This is a genomic window from Paenisporosarcina sp., assembly GCF_049671445.1.
In the GTDB taxonomy this organism is placed as follows: Bacteria; Bacillota; Bacilli; order Bacillales_A; family Planococcaceae; genus Paenisporosarcina.
This window is the reverse complement of the sequence record NZ_JBATUX010000077.1, coordinates 1-19,721: the sequence shown is the minus strand read 5'-3', so window position 1 is coordinate 19,721 and position 19,721 is coordinate 1. Positions and strand designations below refer to the sequence as shown.

Here is a 19,721-nt window from a genome sequence, read left to right as displayed (position 1 = left end):
TCCTTGTCCAGGAAAGTTTGGGCTTCCAAAGTTAGGTGAGTCATCACCGGGTAGAAATGGGAAAAATTGATTAACCAAAAATGGGTACCTCCTTTAATCTGTATTCGAGTTAGTATATGGCTTTATTTAAAAATAGCTTGGGTTCGATGAAAAGGGATGATAGGAGAGAGAGGTAATCGGAAGAACGAAAAAAATGCCATTCACCGAGACGTTAATGGAGAAAAACTCCATAAAAACGGAAGGTGATTGGCACTTTTTTAAAACAAGTAGCTATAGATTCTTGGAGAATGGTTTCCGACCACTAAATGTAAGTTTTCGACCATTCAACTGAATTTCCGACCAATCGGTTGGAGATGGATACGACTCTTCTGGAGAAATACACCTTGTTCACCATTTCCTACATCTCTACAACACATACATATAAACACACAAGAAGTGGAATATAGATCCTAATAGAATGAAAATGTGGAAAATTTCATGGAAGCCAAGGTATTTGGATTGTAAAAATGTTGGTTTTGCACCATAAATAACGCCGCCAATCGTGTACATTAAGCCGCCTAAAATGAGTAACCATAAACCCGTTGCGCTTAATGTCTCAGCAAGAGGTGAAGCTAAGAAAACGATGATCCATCCCATTCCAATATAGAGACCAGTGGAAAGCCATCTTGGTGAGTTGAACCATACCATCTTAAATAGTATTCCAGCGATAGCAATGCCGGTGACTACCGTAAATAACGCAAACCCAGTTGAGCCGTTTAATGCAATTAAACAAAATGGAGCATACGAGCCTGCAATTAATAAATATATCATCGAATGGTCGAGTCTTCTTAAGAAAGAAATAACACGGTCTTTACCAAGCACCATATGGTAAGTAGCAGATGCGGAGTAAAGTAAAAGCATGCTCACTCCAAAAATCGTAACAGCTACCAAATGCAAGGTGGGTGCATCAGTTATTGATGCTTTGACAATCATAGCAATTAACGCAGCAACAGAAAGAACGGCACCGGCAAAATGAGACAATGCATTAAAAGGTTCACGAATATAAGTGCGCAAAATAATACCCCCATGATTATATGTAGTTATCGATACTACTTATAATCATATACTCATATCGTCATAGGGTCAACATTTACGGTTGATCTTTTTTGCGTTACAATAACACGAGTAATTGTCAATGGAAACAGAGGGATGTTAAATGGAAAATACAGCAGACATACTCAATAAACTTTCTTTAGAAAACAACATTTCACTTCAGGAAATGCCTGATATTGATTTATATATGGATCAAGTGATTCAATTGTTTGATCACACATTTCAAACGACAAAACGCAATGATGATGAAAAGGTTTTAACGAAAACCATGATAAACAACTATGCAAAAGGGAAGCTTTTTATTCCTATTAAAAACAAAAAATATTCGAAGAAGCATCTCATCTTAATCAGTTTGGTTTATCAATTAAAAGGCTCTTTATCCATCAATGACATCAAATCAACTCTTGGCGTAATTAACGATAAATTGGCAAATGAAGACTTCGAACTGGAAAAGTTCTATAAAAGTTTTCTATCCATTCAACAAAGAAATGCGGTAGATTTCGAAAAGGAATTCCAGAAACGTGTAAACGATGCACATAGTGAAGTTGCTAGATTAGATGAAGACGATAGAGAGAAACTAGAAAAAATACTTTTAATCTTATCACTCGTAAATATTAGTAACTCTTACCGAAGAGCGGCAGAACTATTAATCGATCAGTTAAAAGAAGAGACGATAATAGTGCCTAGTACTGCAATTAACAAAAAAACTTAAGTGCCTGGCACTTTCAACCTGGAAGATAGAAGGAGTGACCACTTTGTTAGACCAAGCAAGGAAGTATCTACAAACCTACTTTGGATATGAAACATTTAGAACGGGACAAGAACAAGTGATTAACCAAGTGCTGAATGGAGAGAATTCCATTTGTGTGATGCCAACTGGTGGAGGGAAATCCATTTGTTATCAAATACCTGCACTCGTTTTAGAAGGAACTACCATTGTGGTGTCACCACTCATCTCGTTAATGAAAGATCAAGTTGATACCTTAATTGAAGCGGGCATTTATGCTGCTTATATCAATAGTTCACTTAGTCATGAAGAAGTACGAGAAGTGATGTACGATGTTCATCGAGGAGCGGTTAAACTTTTATACATAGCTCCAGAACGATTAGATTCGCAATCGTTTTTGAATGAGTTACGTGAAATTCCAGTACCACTTATTGCTGTAGACGAAGCGCATTGTATTTCACAGTGGGGACATGACTTCAGACCAAGTTATCGTTTAATTAGCAGAATGACGGAGTTATTTCCAAATACGCCAACAGTCCTTGCATTAACAGCAACGGCAACCCCTCAAGTACGCGAAGATATTTGCCGTATTCTCCATATTGCTGAAGAAAATACGGTGATGACTGGATTTGAACGATCTAACCTGACATTTTCCGTGATTCAAGGACAAGACCGTGAAAAGTTTGTGAAAGACTATGTCATGAAAAATGAAAATGAATCAGGAATCATATACGCAGCTACGCGAAAAACAGTCAATCATATATATGAGATGCTTCAAAAACGTGGCATTAGCGTAGCAAAATATCATGGTGGAATGTTCGATGAAGACCGTAGTTACGAACAAGAGCGGTTCTTAAAAGATGAAGTACAAGTGATGGTCGCGACGAATGCATTTGGAATGGGCATCGATAAATCAAACATTCGCTATGTCATTCATTATCAAGTGCCAAAAAACATGGAAAGTTATTACCAAGAAGCAGGGCGTGCCGGGCGAGATGGATTACCGAGTGCATGTACGGTGTTGTATGCTTCTCAAGACGTACAAACTCAACGGTTTTTAATTGACCAAGCACAAGATCCAAGTCGTATTCCTGGAGAACTGATTAAGTTGCAGGGTATGGTCGACTATTGTCATACAGAAAATTGTTTGCAACAATTTATTATTCATTATTTTGGCGACACATATGTTGACAATTGTGGGCAATGTAGCAACTGTACTGATCAACGTGATAGTCAAGATGTCACACAAGATGTACAAATGGTTCTCTCATGTGTCATTCGAATGGGACAAAAATTCGGGAAAACTCTGATAGCTCAAGTACTGACGGGTTCTCGAAATAAAAAAGTATTAGAATTCAGATTCGACAAACTTTCAACATATGGCATATTAAAACATTATAATGCTAAAGAAGTAGCAAATTTAATGGAGTTTATGATATCTCAGGACTTGCTAGCTGTAGATCAAGGTTCTTTTCCTACAGTTTACGTTACCGAGCAAAGCAAAGAAGTGTTAAAAGGCAATCGCCAAGTATTGCGAAAAGGCGCCATCGTCACGCAACAAGTTGCCGATAACGATCCATTATTTGAAGAGCTTCGTGTGATTCGAAAGCAATTGGCTGACGAATCAAATGTTCCACCATTTGTTATTTTCTCGGATAAAACACTCAAAGATATGTGTGCTAAGCGTCCAAAAAATGAGGAAGAATTCCTTGAAGTTAGTGGCGTAGGTGCTAATAAGCTCGAGAAATATGGCGAGGCATTTTTAAGTGCAATCAATACATGAGAAATTTGTTTAATCAAAAGGGCTTTTCCCAACGTCAAAATTATGACGTTTAGGAAAAGCCCTTTTGAAAAGAAAGTATATAATTTTAGTTCCATAAATCCAGTGTTTCAGGTGTTTTGGACAAAAAGATTGATTCATTAATATGGTTGATTTCCGTTTCAACACCCTTTCATGTTTCGAAGCTAGCGTAGCGATGCAGAAAACAGGCGGACGCTTTCCACGGGGCGGGCGGTGAGCCTCCTCGGTCGCTTCGCGATCTGTGGGGTCTCACCTGTCCCGCTGATCCCGCTGGAAAGATATTGGACGAACTGTAATTCGTCCAATATCTTTGCGACGAGTAACCGCAGGAGCAGATCTTTTCCCGCCGCTTCCACTACAATCCATGAATTGAGTAGTAACCAACAAGAAAAAATATCAATTGCTTATTGCTAAGACACGAAAAAATGATTCTAAGTTAAACAAACCTATAATATTAGTTGCTACCTATATTAGTTGATTGAAGCGCAGGTGGCGACTTCTGCGGAAATAGCAAAAGTTTTCTGCACCGAAAGCGAAGCGGCAGATGCATGAGCTGAAGACCCCGCAGGAAAGAGGCTGGCCAAGAGCCAGTATCTTTGCAGTGACGAGGAGACTGAAGCAATGCCCGCGAAAAGCGTCCACCGTAGCGGAAATCAACAGGCTACTATGGCAGTTATTTATCCTTCGACACCTCTAACTTTTCATTACCCATGAAATATACAGCGACGATTGCGATGGTTATCGGGATGAGTGACCATAAGAATGTAGCTGAAATAGAATTCGACATGGCGTTGACGATGACTTCCAAAATAGTTGGTGGAATCATTTCCCGTTGTTCAGGTTGAAAAACAGTTTGTAAATTGTCGATTGTCTTCGTTGCGGTTGCTTGATCAGAACTGCCAAGTTTGTTTTGAATTTCACTAGTCAACAATTTGGTTTGCAACGAACCGAATATCGTGATTCCAAGTGCCAAGCCAAGGGAACGAAAAAAGGAATTGGTGGAATTGGCAGAACCACGATGTCTGTAATCCATTTTGTGCATACTCGCTGAAGGTAATAGTGAGAATGAGAATCCTACACCCAAACCTACCAAAACCATATACAGCGTCAGTAGTATACGGCTTGTTTCAGGAGAAATCGTTGACATTAAAGCCATACCGATTCCATAGAAAACCACTGAAATGGCCATGATTTTCTGATAAGAAATTTTAGTTTGTGTAATCCCGGCAAAGGCACTTCCAGCTACTGATCCGAGTAGCATCGGCATCAGTATAAAGCCTGCATTCGTCGCGGATTCCCCGTAGACGGCTTGCACAAATATAGGAATAAATATAGTCAATCCAACAAACGTTGCCCCATATAAAAATGCCAGTACTTGTGAGGAAGCAAACAGGCGATTTTTAAACATCCAAAATGAAATGATTGGTTCGGATGCTTTTGTTTCTGCCCATAAAAATACGATGGAAAACACAATGAAAATGCCGAATAGTGCATAGCTTTGCCAAGAATTCCATTCGAATTCCTTACCCCCAAGCTCTAATCCAAACATCAAACTGACGACAGCCGTGATTAAAGAAAATGCACCAAGCCAATCAATTTTTAGTTTCGTACTTTGCTTAGTTTCTTTGTAAAATTTCAGAATCAGGAATAGAGATACAATTCCAATAGGAACATTCACATAAAACACCCAATGCCAGCTAATTGTGTCGGTAATAAAAGCTCCTAATAATGGTCCGAGAACACTTGAAGCACCGAATACTGCCCCTAATAATCCTGTCATTTTCCCGCGTTTTTCAGGAGGGAAGATATCAAAGACGATTGTAAACGCAATCGGCATCAACGCTCCTCCACCGATGCCTTGAATGGCTCGGTATATAGCCAATTGAGGTACAGACTGTGCAATTCCACATAATGCGGAACCGATAAGGAAAATTGCCAATCCAAAGACGAAGAATCGTTTGCGTCCATACATATCGGATAATTTTCCGAAAATCGGCATTCCAGCTATTACGGCTACAGCGTAAGCCGAAGTAATCCACACATAGCTTTCAACGCCACCTAAATCAGCCAATATCGATCCTAGTGCCGTTGCAACAATCGTATTATCCATAGCGGCCATTAAAATAGCTAACATCAAGCCTGTAACTACAAGGCGTAAATTCGATTTTTCTACCAAGTTAACTTCTCCTCTAATGTAAAAAATATGAAATACATACAGATAAAAATAGTATAGCAATAGAGTTCTTGAAAGAGAAATTTATAAATATCTTATTTAAGAAGGAGTTCCTTATTCTGACAATTATTTGAGTCAAAATTGTGCTTTCTCTATTTGGACAAAACTGGTAATGTTATGATGGATTAATAATCTGAGATTACACGGTAATAAATAAGGAAAAGAGTTGATATAGTGGTAAACATACGTGAGGCTGTAAGTGATGAAGTAGAACTGATACGAAAACAACGTGTGAAGGCATACAAAGATCATGCCAAAGTTATTCCAAAAGCTCACTGGGAGGCATTGAGAAAAGCCATCATGTCAGATGCTGACCAACAGGTAGATGTTAAACTACTAGTTGCTGAAATAGATGGAGAAATAGTAGGCAGTGTTGCTTTGTTCCCTGCTAAATCAGATGCCTATAAAGGATTAGTAGAAATGATCGATTATCCTGAAATAAGAATGCTTGCAGTTAATCAAGAGTCGCGAGGCAAGGGTGTTGCTGAAGCCTTAATCAAAGAATGTATTCATCGAACAAAAATAATAGGTTCACAAAACATTGGGTTACATACAGCAGATTTTATGAAAACTGCCATGAGATTGTATGAGCGTATGGGTTTTGCACGCATGCCAGAATTTGATTTTCAACCAGCAAATGACGGAATTATCGTAAAAGCATATCGATTATCTATCGAATGAGAAACTGACTAAAAACATCACAAAAAAAAATTGCCGAGTTTATTCATTAGAAAATATATAATGATTGAATGGTGATTGCATTTTATTTCCATATTATCTATAATCAATACAACCTAATATCTAAAGGCAATGAAGAGGAAAAGTAAATAGACGATGTTATATAGAGAGCTTCTGTTGGTGGAAATGAAGCAAACTAGTCTTTTGAACATGATCTCTGAGCTTTGCACTGAAAATCGAAGGATGAGTAGGATGCAACGAGAATAGACGCTCGTTAAAAATGTCACAGTATAAAAGCTTAAAATAAAGCTTCGTACTTATTAAGACAAATAGTGTGAGCTATTTGTGAATTAGGGTGGAACCACGAGTGAGATATCAACCTCGTCCTTATCGATTAGATAAGGGCGGGGTTTTTTGTATGTAAAAAAAGGAGGAATATGATGAGCGTTTTTATTGGAGGGGCATGGCCTTATGCTAATGGTTCATTGCATTTAGGGCATATCGCAGCGTTATTACCTGGAGATATTTTAGCGAGGTATTACAGATTAAAGGGTGAATCCGTTTTGTATGTCTCAGGTAGTGATTGTAATGGGACACCAATTTCAATTAGAGCCAATCAAGAGGGCATGTCTATACAAGATATCGCGGATCGATATCATCATGAATTTGTGGACAGCTTTTCGAAACTTGGCTTCACTTTTGATTGTTATTCTAGAACGGATGATCAACAGCATCATGAAATTGTGCAACAGATTTTCTTGCAGCTTCTTGAGAATGGCTACATTTATAAAAAAGAGATTGAACAAACGTATTGTGAGTTTGACAATCAGTTTTTGCCTGATCGTTATGTTGAAGGTATTTGTCCTAACTGTGGGCAACCATCTCGAGGCGATCAGTGTGACAATTGCTCGTCCATTTTAGATCCTCTTGATTTAATTGAGCGCACATGCAAAATTTGTGGAAATGAGCCAGTCACAAAAGAAACTGAACACTTTTACTTCACCTTAAGTTCATTTCAAGATGAATTAGAGAAGAGAGTTGAAAGGGCAAAACAAAGTAAGCTTTGGCGAAATAATGCAATCCAATTGTCTGAAAGATATTTAAAAGAAGGACTGCATGACCGCGGTGTGTCTAGAGACTTAGCAAATGGAGTAAGTGTTCCAGTAAAAGGGTATGAAGATAAAAAAATATATGTATGGATTGAAGCAGTTTCAGGATATTTTTCAGCTAGCCAGAAGTGGTCGGATGAGTCAAATCAAAGTGATGCAGCCTTTTGGAATGAAGATACAGTTTCTTACTATATTCACGGGAAGGATAATATACCTTTCCACTCAATTATTTGGCCGTCAATTTTAATGGGAATTGATAAAAAAGCTTTTCCCACTCATATCATTTCCAACGAATATTTAACGTTAGAAAAGAAAAAATTATCAACAAGTAAAAACTGGGCGGTGTGGGTACCATCTATTTTGGAGTCCTATAATCCAGACTCAGTGAGATACTTTTTAACAGCAAATGCACCCGAAAACAGAGATGCAGACTTTTCATGGCGTGAATTTATTCTAAGTCATAATTCAGAACTCCTCGGTGCATATGGGAATTTAGTGAATCGAACATTAAAGTTTATTGAAAAGTCATTTGAAGGGCATATTTCTGGTATCCTCGACGTGGAAGTTACTCAGAAGATTCAAGATAGATATCCTGAAGTTGGTTTATTGATAGAAAATGGTCATTTTAAACAAGCGATAGAAATGATTTTTGAGACCATTCGCTTCGGCAATAGATACTTTGATGCGAAACAACCTTGGAAGGAAATTCATGAAAATCCTGAAGAATGTAAGAATACCTTACTTACATGTATGCATCTGATTTCTAATTGCGCACAACTCCTATCACCGTTTCTGCCTTTCTCAAGTGAAAAAGTGAGAGGGATGTTAAATTTGGATTCTTACGATTGGCAATCAATAGAAAGAATGAGTTATCAAATTACACAGGTGAGCCCATTATTTGAACGAATTGATATAAATCGGATTGGAGAAGAGTTAGAGAGGCTACATCAAAACGTGAAATGAGTAAAAGAGATGGTAAATTCCACACAAAGGAATCACCATCTCTTTTAAATTTTACAACCATCATTCTTTTAATCAATGACAAATTTCAGTACAAACTTTGTGATATAGAGAGTTGAAGGCTTTAAAAATATCAAGTGCAATTCATGAACACTTAATATGGATAACCACCATACCTAGGATACCCATATCCCGGGAAATAAGGATAAAAAGGATAAAAAGGATAAAAAGGATAATACGGATATCTTGGATATCTTGGATATCTCGGATACCTCGGAAATCTCGGATATCGTTGTCGTGAACGTGGACTTTCATCAAATCTTCCATATGGCATAACCATTCAACTACACTCCTCATTGTAAAATCTCTCTAATTTATGCAAGTTTGAAATGAATGTTTAGGTTATGGAAATCTCGAAAATTGATTGTATAGTACGATTCATCGACTTTTAAAAGGAATTAAATTTAATATAAATAAAAATTTGTTTATGATAATTTTTAAGTTTTTGTGAATAATAAGTCGTTTATGGAGGAGAACTGTGTTTAAGTTTCAAGTAACTCCATGATAGGCAAAAAGCCAAACATACTCGGATGTTTTCCGGATATGTTTGGCTTTATTGTTATATCTAAGGGTTAACTATTGGATTTGACACAAAATTATATATACCAATTTCCAGACTAACGAAATACTTGAATTCAATTTTGTACCACCGTTCTTGATGATTATTTAGGCCCTTGATTAACTAATCAACAATTGAACTTCAATACCAGATGGATCAATCGCACTTACATAATCACTTTGTACTGAAACGGTTGCACCTATTATCTCTAATTGCGAAACAACTTTTTGCCTTGCATCCTCACTTGGATAAACGATTGAATAACTTTTTAGGCCAAGTGTATTCTCATTGCGTTCAATAGCATTTGGACGTCCCCAAATATTTAAGGCGATGTGATGATGATAGCCATTCGAAGAAATAAACATGGCTTGTGTTCCATAACGATTGACGATATCAAACCCTAATCCTTGCACATAAAAAGTTTCTGCTTCAGCTAGATTAGCAACTCTTAGGTGAACGTGGCCCATAACAGTACCTGATGGCATACCGCTCCATGTTGTTTGATCCGCACTGGCTACGAGACTTTCAATATCAAGAGGGTCGACGGTCATTTCTACGTCCCCATTTTGCCAATTCCACTTGTCAGGGCTCCGATCATAATAGATCTCTATACCGTTTCCTTCCACGTCGTTCAAGTAAAGTGCTTCACTTACTTTGTGATCGGAAGCACCACTAAACGGATAACCAGAACTGTGAATATGATTAAATACTGTGCCAAGTTCTTGCTTAGAAGGGACTAAGAATGCCATGTGGTACAGTCCTGCCGCATTCGGTACTAGGTTGTTTGCACCTGCAGATTGCTCAATCGTTAAAATTACATCTTGTCCATTAGCCGTGAAATTTACTATCGTTGGAGTTTGGTTAAGAATACGTAGTCCTAAAATAGTTTCGTAAAAAATGGTCGAGCGAGAAAGGTCTGAAACATTTAAATGGACATGCTTTGTATAAGTGGTGGGATGTTGATGAAAATTCATGTTATTCTCTCCTTTAAGTTACGTTTATTAAGTAGCTTACTTTATGTAACTAATAATATGTTAGTTTACATGATGTGTCAACAGTTACGTTTTTCCGTATAAATTTCTTCCCCTTGGGCAAGTCTTAAATCAAATAGAAAGCCTTCAACGCGAAGGGAAGTGATCGAATGAAGATATGGAAAAAAGCACGTAAATTAATAGTAGAAAGTAAGAAAATAATATCAAATCGAGTTCAATCAATGAATCAATCAACAACAGATACAAAACAAAAGGAAACAACTGAATTTAAGTATCAATCCAAGGCTGCTGAAATAAAGCCAAAAGCGGAGGCTCAATCAAAGCCTCAGTCTATGGCAAAAGGAACAAAACCTGAGCCAGCAACTCAATCAAAGTCTCAGTCTATAGCAAAAGAAACAAATCCTAAGCCAGCAACTGAATCAAACTCTCAGTCTAAGGCTGAAGAAAAAAAGCCTGAACCAGCAGCAAAATCAAAGAATCAATCTACGGCAGAAGAAACGAAACCTGAGCCAGCAACTGAATCAAAGCCTCAGTCTATGGACAAAGAAACAAAACCTGAGCCAGCAACTGAATCAAAGCCTCAGTCAACGGCTAAAGAAACGAAACCTGAGCCAGCAACTGAACCAAAGCCTCAGTCTACAGCTAAAGAAACGAAACCTGAGCCAGCAACTGAATCAAAGCCTCAGTCTATGGACAAAGAAACAAAACCTAAGCCAGCAACTGAACCAAAGCCTCAGTCTACAGCTAAAGAAACGAAACCTGAGCCAGCAACTGAATCAAAGCCTCAGTCTACAGCTAAAGAAACGAAACCTGAGCCAGTAGCCGATATAAAGCCTCAGTCAACGGCAGCAGAAACAAAGCCTGAGCCAGCAGCTCAATCAAAGAATCAACCAACAGTTGCAGAAACAAAGCCTTTGCAAAAAGTTCAATCTAGGAAAGAAGCCAAAGCTAAGAAAACGCCAAAATCGATATCACTTGAGACGATTAAAAACGAACTAATAGACATTGATGATGCCGTGGTCAAAGACTATCAAACAAAAGAAGGACTTGTGACCGTTGTCTACTTGAGCTCTCTTATCGATCCAATGATTTTACATAAAGCGATCATCCTGCCGCTAGTGAATGATCAAGGTGAAGTTTTGAGTTCTTTTGATACGATGGATGGTTGGAATAAGCAAAAGATACTCATGGCCATAGTCAACGGCGAAACCGTTATTTTTCATCACGACAAAGAAGAGTATTTGCTAGCACAGACATTTAGTCCACCGGAACGTGCTATTTCATCTTCAGAAAATGAGACCACTGTAATTGGGCCGCAAGATTCCTTCACGGAGTCATTAAAAACAAATTTATCTTTAATAAAAAGAAGAATTCACCAAACCGGGTTGAAAAGTAAAGATTACATCATTGGCCAAGAAACGAATACCAAAATTACCATTATGTATATTGAACATCTCGTCAATGACGAAAACCTTAAGGTTATTTTAGAGCGTATCGAAAAACTGGATTATACGGGATATGTCGATGTCGTCATTCTTAAACAATTGCTTGAAGATAATCCGTTTTCACCGTTTCCTCAATACGCGGCAACATCTAGACCGGATGTCGTAGCGAGCTCTTTACTGGATGGACGAATTGTCATTGCAATGGAAAATAGCCAAAGTGTAATGATCGCTCCTTCATCATTCATTGAAATGTTCAATTCTCCAGAAGACTTTTATAACCGATGGACAACAGCTACTCTTTTAAGAATATTACGCTTCACAGGCTTCTTTATTACAATTATGCTGACGCCAACTTATATTTCTGCACTTTCCTATCATCCAGGTCTACTTCCGTTTGAATTGTTGATTATGACCCAGGAGTCACGAAGCAAGGTACCATTCCCACCTGTAATCGAAGTACTGTTTATTGAGCTGGTCATCGAAATTTTAAGGGAAGCAGGATCTCGAATGCCTACAAAAATTGGTCAAACAATTGGTATTGTAGGCGGTATTGTTATTGGGACAGCAGCCGTTGAAGCTGGCCTTGTCAGTAATACACTCATTGTGCTGGTAGCCATTTCCGCTTTATTATCGTTCTTGATGCCGAATTTCCTTATGAGCAATGCCAGTCGATTCGTTCGTTATATTTTCATCCTGGCAGCAGGTATGTTTGGTTTGCTTGGTCAAATGCTTGCCCTAGCCTGGTTATTTAACCATTTATTGAACCTAACATCCCTTGGTACGCCATATATGTCGCCGGTCATCCCGCGCTCATGGTCGGATTTGAAGGATAGCGTAATTCGGTTACCACTGGTATTTCTCCAACAGAGAACGGCCATGTCTAGATCTAAGAGAGAGAAAAAACCTACAAAATAGAGGGGGGATTGAAAATGGATGTTACTAAAAAGAAAGTTCTGAATGGGTACCATGTGATATTTCTAGTACAAAATATCATGGTAGGTATGGGTTTGTTATCCCTCAGTAACTCATTGAGCCCCGTTGGCTACAGTCAATGGTGGTTCCCAATTCTTTTTGGAATAATCGCAAACATTACAATCATTCCTATGATTTGGTTGGCTTTGCAGTATCGAGATGATGATCTGTTTGATATACATGAAAAATTGTTAGGAAAATGGATTAGCAAGGTGTTAAATAGTTTTCTAATTATATATGCCACCATACTTTTTGCTGCGGTTATTCAAAATTACCTAGAGCTCGTCCAAATCGCTTTATTGCCAGAGCGGACCATTACAGGTCATTTACTCGTGTTCATTTTGTTGACTGTATTCATTGTTAAAGGAGGCATCAAGTCACTCGCTAGGTTTTGTATGCTGACATTTTTTTTAACAGCTTGGATGATTTATTTTTTGCGATGGGGTATGGTGGATGGAGAAATCAGCCATCTCTTGCCTTTATTCAATTTCACTGGGACGGAGTTTTGGGATGCAACAAAAAAAGGCTATAACTCTGTGATTGGATATGAGTTACTTATGTTTTTCTTCCCGTATATCCGTGAACCAGAAAAGGCTTTCAAGCACGCTTCAATTGCTATTTGGATTACCAGCATTATATATTTAGCCGTTACCACTGTATCAGTCATGTACTTTACGGAGTGGCAAATTGAACATAGTCTTTTTCCAGTTCTTAAATTATTTCAAGCTGTGGACCTGTCGTTTGTCGAACGGATGGATAAGCTGGGGATTACTTTATGGGTGTTTCTTATACTGACGACAGCAGGTGCTTACCTTTGGGTAGCGAAAAAAGGAGTCGATTCCGTTCGCAATAAAAATAGCCAATATCATATTTATGCGGTGGCAATTTTGACGTATATCGTAATCAATCTCCCATTTTCCCAAGTAATGAGAAAAACATTGTATGAGAATACGTTTTATGTAAGTTATGGTCTGATACTATGGCCAATCTTGTTATGCATTGTTCACTTGATTAGAAGGAAAAGGAATGAGGTGAAGAAGTGAATAATCTCCGATTACTAATTATGATTTTTACCCTTTTGATGATAAGTGGCTGTACTACCGTTCAGGGTTCTCAACCTTCTGTAGAGAAATTGGGGATGATCAGTGTAATAGGTTTCGATTATATCGATGATGAAAAAATGAAAATGACAGTGATCATGCCCCAGCCCGCACCTGAAGCGATAGAGCATACACAAATCGTTACTGTTGAAACAGATATGCTACATAAAGGGTTAGTAGAGATAGCATCGAATGCAGATAAAACTGTGTCACTAAAACAACTCCGAGTGGTCTTATTCAGTAAAGAATTCGCGGAAAAAGAAAAAATGAAAAAGATGGTAGAGTATTTATATAAGGATGCGGATGTGCGAGCAAACACTTTTGTGGCAGTCGTAGAAGAATCAGCTGAAGAAATATTGACGACTGAATATCCAGACAAACAGAATACGAGCATCTATATCAACAATGTATTCCATCCTAGACAATATACATTCTTCAGTCCTTTCACAACCGTCCATGACTTTGTGTTTGATGAAACGAATCCTTTGATAGATAGCATTTCACCTCACGTGGAATTAAAGGATGGCTTAATTCATATCGCAGGACTTGCTGTCTTCAATGACGGAAAAATGGTAACCATATTTTCCAAACAAGAAGGGAAATTAATTCAAATAATGCGTGATGAAGAGAAATTATCTGTATTTGCCCTCACGCTTGCTGAGAAAGAGAAAGTAGCGATGGAATTCGTTAAATCAAAGTCTAAAATAAAGACTAATCATAACTTCGAATCACCTAAGGTTAAGATAAACTTAAAATTCGAAGGGACATTAAGTGAATATGAAGGAGATAAGGATCTAGCAAATAAGGATGACATTGAAACACTCGAAAAAGAAATTAATAAAAAAATCGAGGAAGAAACGATGAAGATGATAGAAAAATGCAGAGACCTATCAATTGAACCTATCGGCATGTTTGAAACTCTTCGAATGCGTTACAAAGGCGACTGGCCAGAAGGCTTAACCGAAGAATTATTAGCTAAAGCAGAATTTGAAATTACTGTAGAAACAAAACTAATGAGTGTCGGTGCATTGAAATAAGCAAGTTGTAAAGGCTAAGACCTGTTGAATCCAGGATTTAGCCTTTAGTTCATTTCACTCTACTTCCAATCGTTAGGTCCTAACAGTTATTTTTCTAAGCAGTACATCGGATTTGCTCATTTCACGTCTTTTTAAGGGGAATTTATTTGATGAAATAGTTTCGAAAATCGTCTTTTTACCGGCTATTATTATATTTGGGATATGATTAATTGTACTTAGTATGGCCAAGTGGATTTGTTATCCTATTCATTAATCATTATGGATAATGAGATTGAGTGTAGGGAAAGATTAAGTTATCCACATAATTATCCACATATTCATAAAATACGAAACTTTCTGATTTTTATATCGTAGATATAGTTGAACTTGAATTTAAAAGGGGGCAATTAGATGTTTAAAAAGTTAGCAGCTGATGCATTAGGATTATCTGATATTGGCATTGTTGTACCAAAAACAGATTTTGATAAAACGGAGTCAGACGATTTTGTTATGCATGAATCCGGTGAAGAAATCTTTTTCTTGATTAAAACGAAAGCCGATGAATACTGCTTTACAAACAAAGCGTTGATTCATGTGGATGGAGCAAACGCAATTAGCAAAAAACGTATACTTAAACGGTATGAGTATGCTTATAATCCGATTACGAATGTCGCGTTAGAAACAGCAGGAACTATTGATTTAGATGTAGAAATTAAGTTTACGATGGGTAATATGCCACTAACGGTTGATATTCACAAACGATTTTTAGCTGAAATTAAGGATTTATATAAAGTGTTATTTGCGATCTCTGTAGAAGTAAAAGAAAACGAGAAAAAATATGCCATCGCAGAGAACAGCTTGTCATATGCTTCGCAATCAATGGGGCGTCATGGCAACAATGAAGTAACTCCAGCTCAATCATTTGAAGATATCACGCGATTCGCACATGATTGGATGCATGAAAATCGCTCAAAATATGCGAAGAAAGATTTTAAGGATATTTTCGAGTTATATATAAATCAATAATCAGGAGAATTCACCCTAGCCGTCCTTCTCACTTGAGAGGGGCGTTTTTTTGAAAGAAAGTAAGTATAAATTTGTTGGAGCTACACCTTCGAACTTGGATAGTGGTTATCGTCCACTCACTTTGGGTTTTCGTCCATTCAACTTGGGTTTCCGTCCACTCGCGAGAGGTTATTGTCCATTTAATTTGATTTTCGTCCACTCGCGAAACGTAATCGTCCATTCGCTTGGAGAAGGACACCATTCTTCCCTAGATGGACAGCGGATTCTAAGAGTGACTGATCGTCATTTTTAGAGTTATTTTATTAGACTTAGCATGATAAATTTCATTTCTGAATAAAGGAAATCAATCATTTGTAGCGAATTGGTTGTTAAAGAGTGGAGGGGTAAGTATGTGTGGACGCTATAGTCTATTCGCAGATTTCAGAAAGATTGAAGAACGATTTGGTGAAGCCACTTTTGATGTGGAAGAGTATGAAGAAAGCTACAACATTGCGCCTTCACAAATGATTCTCTCAGTTGTAAATGATGGATCGAAAAACCGAATAGGTTATTTAAAGTGGGGACTCGTGCCTCCGTGGGCAAAGGATCCAAAAATCGGTTTCAAAATGATAAACGCCCGAGCGGAAACCGTGCATGAAAAACCTAGTTTTCGTGAAGCGTTGAAAAAGAAGAGATGCCTGATTGTGGCTAATTCATTTTATGAATGGAAGCAGACGGAAGACCGGAAAGTTCCCATGCGCATTAAAATGAAAAATAACGAACTTTTTGCCATGGCTGGTTTATGGGAATCTTGGACGTCTCCAAGTGGCGTGCTCGTTCATACGTGCACAATCTTGACTACTGAACCAAATGATTTAATGTCGACCATTCACGATCGAATGCCTGTTATTCTTAAAGAAGAAGATGAACAAACATGGTTGAATCCTGCTATAAAGACGATAGAAGAATTAAAACCATTTTTGATTCCTTTAGAAAACGGTTTACTTGAAGCGTACGAAGTGTCTGATAAAGTCAACTCACCTAAAAATAATGCACCAGAATTAATTGTCAAAGTAGGGGAGTAGGAGAGTGTCGTCCATGTCCATTTTACAAGTTAACAATGTAAGCAAATCATATGGAAAACAACAGATTCTTTCGGATGTGAATTTTTCTGCACAGCAAGGCCAAATAGTTGGTCTAATCGGACCTTCTGGATCTGGCAAAACGACCATTATTAAACTCATTATGGGAATGGCTCTCCCGTCTTCTGGCAATGTGGAAGTTTTGCATCAACAGGTCCCGAACCTTAGTTTGCTAAAGGAAATTGGCTATATGGCACAATCAGATGCACTTTATCAAGACTTGACGGGTTATGAAAACCTAACTTTTTTTGCTGCCATGTTTTTGATGACTAAAAAAGAACAACATCAACGAATTGCTTATGTTGTAAACCTTGTTCAATTAGAAAGTGCATTAAAGAAAAGAGTTGCCACTTATTCGGGTGGGATGAAACGTCGATTGTCACTAGCAGTTGCACTTATTCAAAATCCACCATTATTAATTCTTGACGAACCGACTGTAGGTATAGATCCCGAGTTGCGGAAATCGATTTGGCTAGAGCTTACAAGGTTGAAGAATGAAGAAAATAAGACGATTATTGTGACCACACACGTCATGGACGAAGCAGAAAAATGTGATGTCCTTGCTATGATAAGAGAAGGTCGTGTGATTACAACAGGCTCTCCTCAAAAGTTAAAAGACGACTATCAAGTGACTAATTTAGAAGAAGTTTTCTTGAAAGCGGGAGGGGTAGCTCATGCGCATCAGAGCACTAGTTAAGAGAATCGTTTTGCAGCTTGTCCGTGACAAACGTACACTTGCTTTGTTATTTATGGCTCCGCTCCTTATTTTAACGCTCATGCATTTTCTATTTACTAGCAATGGAGATTCTTCCAAGGTTGGGACAGAAGGTCTATCCAATGAGATGATTGAGCAACTTGAAAAGTTAGAAATTGATGTTGTCACTTTTCAAGAAACCAATAATATAGAAGAAGTCATTGTTGAAAATGAATTAGATGGCTATCTGGTTTTGAAAGATGGAACATTGAACTTAACAATTGAAAATACGGATCCCTCTCGTTCGAAATTACTACAAACAAAGATTCAACAAGCATTTGCTATGGGAAGTGGCAAATCCGAATTGATGAACGACGAATTAAAAACGAATTATATGTATGGAAGCGAAGATACAACTTTCTTTGACGTATTGAGTCCGATATTGGTCGGTTTCTTTGTTTTTTTCTTTGTATTTTTAATTTCTGGGATAGGTTTGTTGCGTGAACGTATGACGGGTACACTCGAAAGGTTGTTGTCTACCCCTATCCGCAGATGGGAGATTGTGCTTGGTTATTTAATTGGGTACGGTTTATTTGCTATTGTTCAAACGGTTATTGTTGTTGTTTATTCTGTAAACATATTAGATATGGTGTTAGTTGGTTCCGTTTGGCATGTACTGCTCGTAAATGTTTTAATTGCGCTTGTAGCATTAAGTTTGGGGATTTTACTTTCGTCATTTGCGGCTTCCGAGTTCCAAATGATACAATTCATCCCTTTAGTTATTGTGCCTCAAGTGTTCTTTACTGGAATTATTCCTATCGCTGGAATGCCGGAATGGCTGCAAATATTCTCGAAGATTATGCCAATTTCATATGGAGCGGACGCTTTGAAAAGCATTATGTATAAAGGAATGGATTTAAGTGAAATACTTACAGACTTAGTCGTTCTTATAGGTTTTGCAGTTGTGTTTATTGCATTAAATATTCTTGCTCTTAAAAAGTATCGAAAAATTTAGAGGTGAATTTCGTGAAAGTTATAGAAACAGAACGGCTTATTTTAAGATATATGCAGACTGAGGATGCCAATTTTATGCTAGAGCTATTAAATGAACCCGATTGGATTAAATATATTGGAGATCGAGGAATTCGTACAATAGATGAAGCAAAAAAATATATCGAAGATGGACCAATGACCATGTATAAAGAAGAAGGATTTGGTTTGTGCTTAGTTGAGTTAAAAGAAAGCGAGACACCAATCGGGATATGTGGTCTAATTCAACGTGATTTCCTGAAAGATGTGGATTTGGGGTTTGCTATTCTTTCACCATATTGGGGAATGGGCTATGCATTTGAAGCAGCACAAGGGACATTAAAATTTGGAAATGAAAAATTAGGATTCCACCGTATCGCAGGGTTTACCTCATTGGATAATGAAAAATCAGCTAACTTACTGCTTAAATTAGGAATGACCGAAGAAGGAAATGTTAAGTTTGCTTCGACATCCGAAGACGTTAGATTGTTTGCAATAAATTATTAAGCTATGTGAAATGTTGCTATTCCGAAAAACCGATGTGCTATTCTTGGGCGAGCACCACTCCTGGGAGCTATTAAGACCGTTGCACCTGTTTCTGTTTCTGTTTCTGCATCGCTTTGCTAGCTTCGAAACATGAAAGGGCGTTGCATCGCTTTGCTAGCTTCGAAACATGAAAGTGCGCTGGAACGGAAATCAACCTTACAAACTAAAAAAGGAACTGCCATGAGCCATGTATTATGACTTTTTGGACAGCTCCTTTTTATTTTGGCTCAATTAAACGATACTGTTGATTTTCGTTCCAGACGGACGCTTTCCGCGGGCGGTCCACTAGCCTCGCGTAAAAAACTTGTGCTCCTGAGGTTACTCGTCGCAAACGAGTTGTTAAGACCAACTCGTTCACTGCGGGGTCTAGTTTGGAACGCTTATCCCTCTGGTGTCGCCGCCTTCTACTCCAATCATTCTAGTGAATAAGTATATGAGATAGCTTTCGATTTAGTGATATGGAGCAAAACAGTGAAGACTCCAGCGGAAATAGCGAAGTGCAGAAATCCACTCGGACGTTAAGTCCGAGTTAGTTCGGCGCAAGCCCGCGGAAAGCGTAAC

Annotated in this window: 15 protein-coding genes and 1 other annotated feature; of the genes, 12 read left to right on the top strand and 3 right to left on the bottom strand. The window is 38.0% G+C overall.

Annotation, left to right across the window (positions count from 1 at the left end):
- Positions 1-405 precede the first annotated feature (405 nt).
- Entirely contained in the window at positions 406-1,053 is a 648-nt protein-coding gene (trhA, locus tag WBG45_RS10230; RefSeq protein WP_424414251.1) for a PAQR family membrane homeostasis protein TrhA, read from the bottom strand.
- 142 nt (positions 1,054-1,195) lie between these two features.
- Between trhA and WBG45_RS10225 the strand changes: the two genes are divergently transcribed.
- Both WBG45_RS10225 and recQ read left to right on the top strand, forming a co-directional pair.
- Positions 1,196-1,804: a DUF1836 domain-containing protein gene (locus tag WBG45_RS10225; protein ID WP_424414249.1), complete on the top strand. Its 609-nt coding sequence runs from the start codon at positions 1,196-1,198 to the stop codon at positions 1,802-1,804.
- Between the two features lie 43 nt (positions 1,805-1,847).
- The gene (gene recQ / locus WBG45_RS10220; RefSeq protein WP_424414247.1) at positions 1,848-3,602 is read left to right on the top strand and encodes a DNA helicase RecQ; all 1,755 of its coding nucleotides are present in this window, start codon (positions 1,848-1,850) and stop codon (positions 3,600-3,602) included.
- A gap of 691 nt (positions 3,603-4,293) precedes the next feature.
- On the opposite strand, the gene WBG45_RS10215 is transcribed toward recQ, so the two are convergent.
- Positions 4,294-5,796: an MDR family MFS transporter gene (locus WBG45_RS10215; protein ID WP_424414245.1), complete on the bottom strand. Its 1,503-nt coding sequence runs from the start codon at positions 5,794-5,796 to the stop codon at positions 4,294-4,296.
- Between the two features lie 231 nt (positions 5,797-6,027).
- Here WBG45_RS10215 and WBG45_RS10210 point away from each other — a divergent pair, with 231 nt between their 5' ends.
- Both WBG45_RS10210 and metG read left to right on the top strand, forming a co-directional pair.
- On the top strand, positions 6,028-6,534 hold the full coding sequence (locus WBG45_RS10210; protein ID WP_424414243.1) for a GNAT family N-acetyltransferase: 507 nt from the start codon (positions 6,028-6,030) through the stop codon (positions 6,532-6,534).
- A gap of 120 nt (positions 6,535-6,654) precedes the next feature.
- Positions 6,655-6,923, top strand: a binding site (T-box leader).
- A 48-nt stretch (positions 6,924-6,971) separates the two neighbouring features.
- A complete protein-coding gene (metG, locus tag WBG45_RS10205; RefSeq protein WP_424414241.1) occupies positions 6,972-8,603 on the top strand; it encodes a methionine--tRNA ligase in 1,632 nt (543 codons plus the stop codon).
- 735 nt (positions 8,604-9,338) lie between these two features.
- Here the strand turns inward: metG and WBG45_RS10200 are convergent.
- Complete coding sequence (locus WBG45_RS10200) at positions 9,339-10,193, bottom strand: VOC family protein (protein ID WP_424414239.1); 855 nt, start codon at positions 10,191-10,193, stop codon at positions 9,339-9,341.
- A gap of 167 nt (positions 10,194-10,360) precedes the next feature.
- On the opposite strand from WBG45_RS10200, the gene WBG45_RS10195 reads away from it, so the two are divergent.
- The 8 genes from WBG45_RS10195 (at position 10,361) to WBG45_RS10160 (ending at position 19,121) form a co-directional block, all read left to right on the top strand.
- Positions 10,361-12,571: a spore germination protein gene (locus tag WBG45_RS10195; RefSeq protein ID WP_424414237.1), complete on the top strand. Its 2,211-nt coding sequence runs from the start codon at positions 10,361-10,363 to the stop codon at positions 12,569-12,571.
- Positions 12,572-12,585: 14 nt separating this feature from the next.
- Entirely contained in the window at positions 12,586-13,671 is a 1,086-nt protein-coding gene (locus tag WBG45_RS10190) for a GerAB/ArcD/ProY family transporter (RefSeq protein ID WP_424414235.1), read from the top strand.
- On the top strand, positions 13,668-14,765 hold the full coding sequence (locus WBG45_RS10185; RefSeq protein WP_424414233.1) for a Ger(x)C family spore germination protein: 1,098 nt from the start codon (positions 13,668-13,670) through the stop codon (positions 14,763-14,765). Before WBG45_RS10190 ends, WBG45_RS10185 begins: the two co-directional genes overlap by 4 nt.
- 390 nt (positions 14,766-15,155) lie before the next feature.
- Positions 15,156-15,770 (top strand): PH domain-containing protein, encoded by a 615-nt coding sequence (locus WBG45_RS10180; RefSeq protein ID WP_424414231.1) that lies wholly within the window; start codon positions 15,156-15,158, stop codon positions 15,768-15,770.
- 389 nt (positions 15,771-16,159) lie between these two features.
- On the top strand, positions 16,160-16,834 hold the full coding sequence (locus WBG45_RS10175; RefSeq protein WP_424414229.1) for an SOS response-associated peptidase: 675 nt from the start codon (positions 16,160-16,162) through the stop codon (positions 16,832-16,834).
- Positions 16,835-16,847: 13 nt separating this feature from the next.
- The gene (locus WBG45_RS10170; protein WP_424414227.1) at positions 16,848-17,588 is read left to right on the top strand and encodes an ABC transporter ATP-binding protein; all 741 of its coding nucleotides are present in this window, start codon (positions 16,848-16,850) and stop codon (positions 17,586-17,588) included.
- A complete protein-coding gene (locus WBG45_RS10165) occupies positions 17,566-18,600 on the top strand; it encodes an ABC transporter permease (RefSeq protein ID WP_424414225.1) in 1,035 nt (344 codons plus the stop codon). The genes WBG45_RS10170 and WBG45_RS10165 overlap by 23 nt, the downstream gene beginning before the upstream one ends.
- Positions 18,601-18,611: 11 nt before the next feature.
- The gene (locus WBG45_RS10160; protein ID WP_424414223.1) at positions 18,612-19,121 is read left to right on the top strand and encodes a GNAT family N-acetyltransferase; all 510 of its coding nucleotides are present in this window, start codon (positions 18,612-18,614) and stop codon (positions 19,119-19,121) included.
- Positions 19,122-19,721 lie beyond the last annotated feature (600 nt).

Excerpts from the sequence above, each read along its gene's own strand:
- metG (WP_424414241.1), top strand. The coding sequence starts at position 6,972 with ATGAGCGTTTTTATTGGAGGGGCATGGCCTTATGCTAATGGTTCATTG.
- WBG45_RS10195 (WP_424414237.1), top strand. The coding sequence starts at position 10,361 with ATGAAGATATGGAAAAAAGCACGTAAATTAATAGTAGAAAGTAAGAAA.
- WBG45_RS10170 (WP_424414227.1), top strand. The coding sequence starts at position 16,848 with ATGTCCATTTTACAAGTTAACAATGTAAGCAAATCATATGGAAAACAA.
- WBG45_RS10225 (WP_424414249.1), top strand. The coding sequence starts at position 1,196 with ATGGAAAATACAGCAGACATACTCAATAAACTTTCTTTAGAAAACAAC.
- WBG45_RS10200 (WP_424414239.1), bottom strand. The coding sequence starts at position 10,193 with ATGAATTTTCATCAACATCCCACCACTTATACAAAGCATGTCCATTTA.
- WBG45_RS10175 (WP_424414229.1), top strand. The coding sequence starts at position 16,160 with ATGTGTGGACGCTATAGTCTATTCGCAGATTTCAGAAAGATTGAAGAA.
- WBG45_RS10165 (WP_424414225.1), top strand. The coding sequence starts at position 17,566 with ATGCGCATCAGAGCACTAGTTAAGAGAATCGTTTTGCAGCTTGTCCGT.
- WBG45_RS10190 (WP_424414235.1), top strand. The coding sequence starts at position 12,586 with ATGGATGTTACTAAAAAGAAAGTTCTGAATGGGTACCATGTGATATTT.
- WBG45_RS10180 (WP_424414231.1), top strand. The coding sequence starts at position 15,156 with ATGTTTAAAAAGTTAGCAGCTGATGCATTAGGATTATCTGATATTGGC.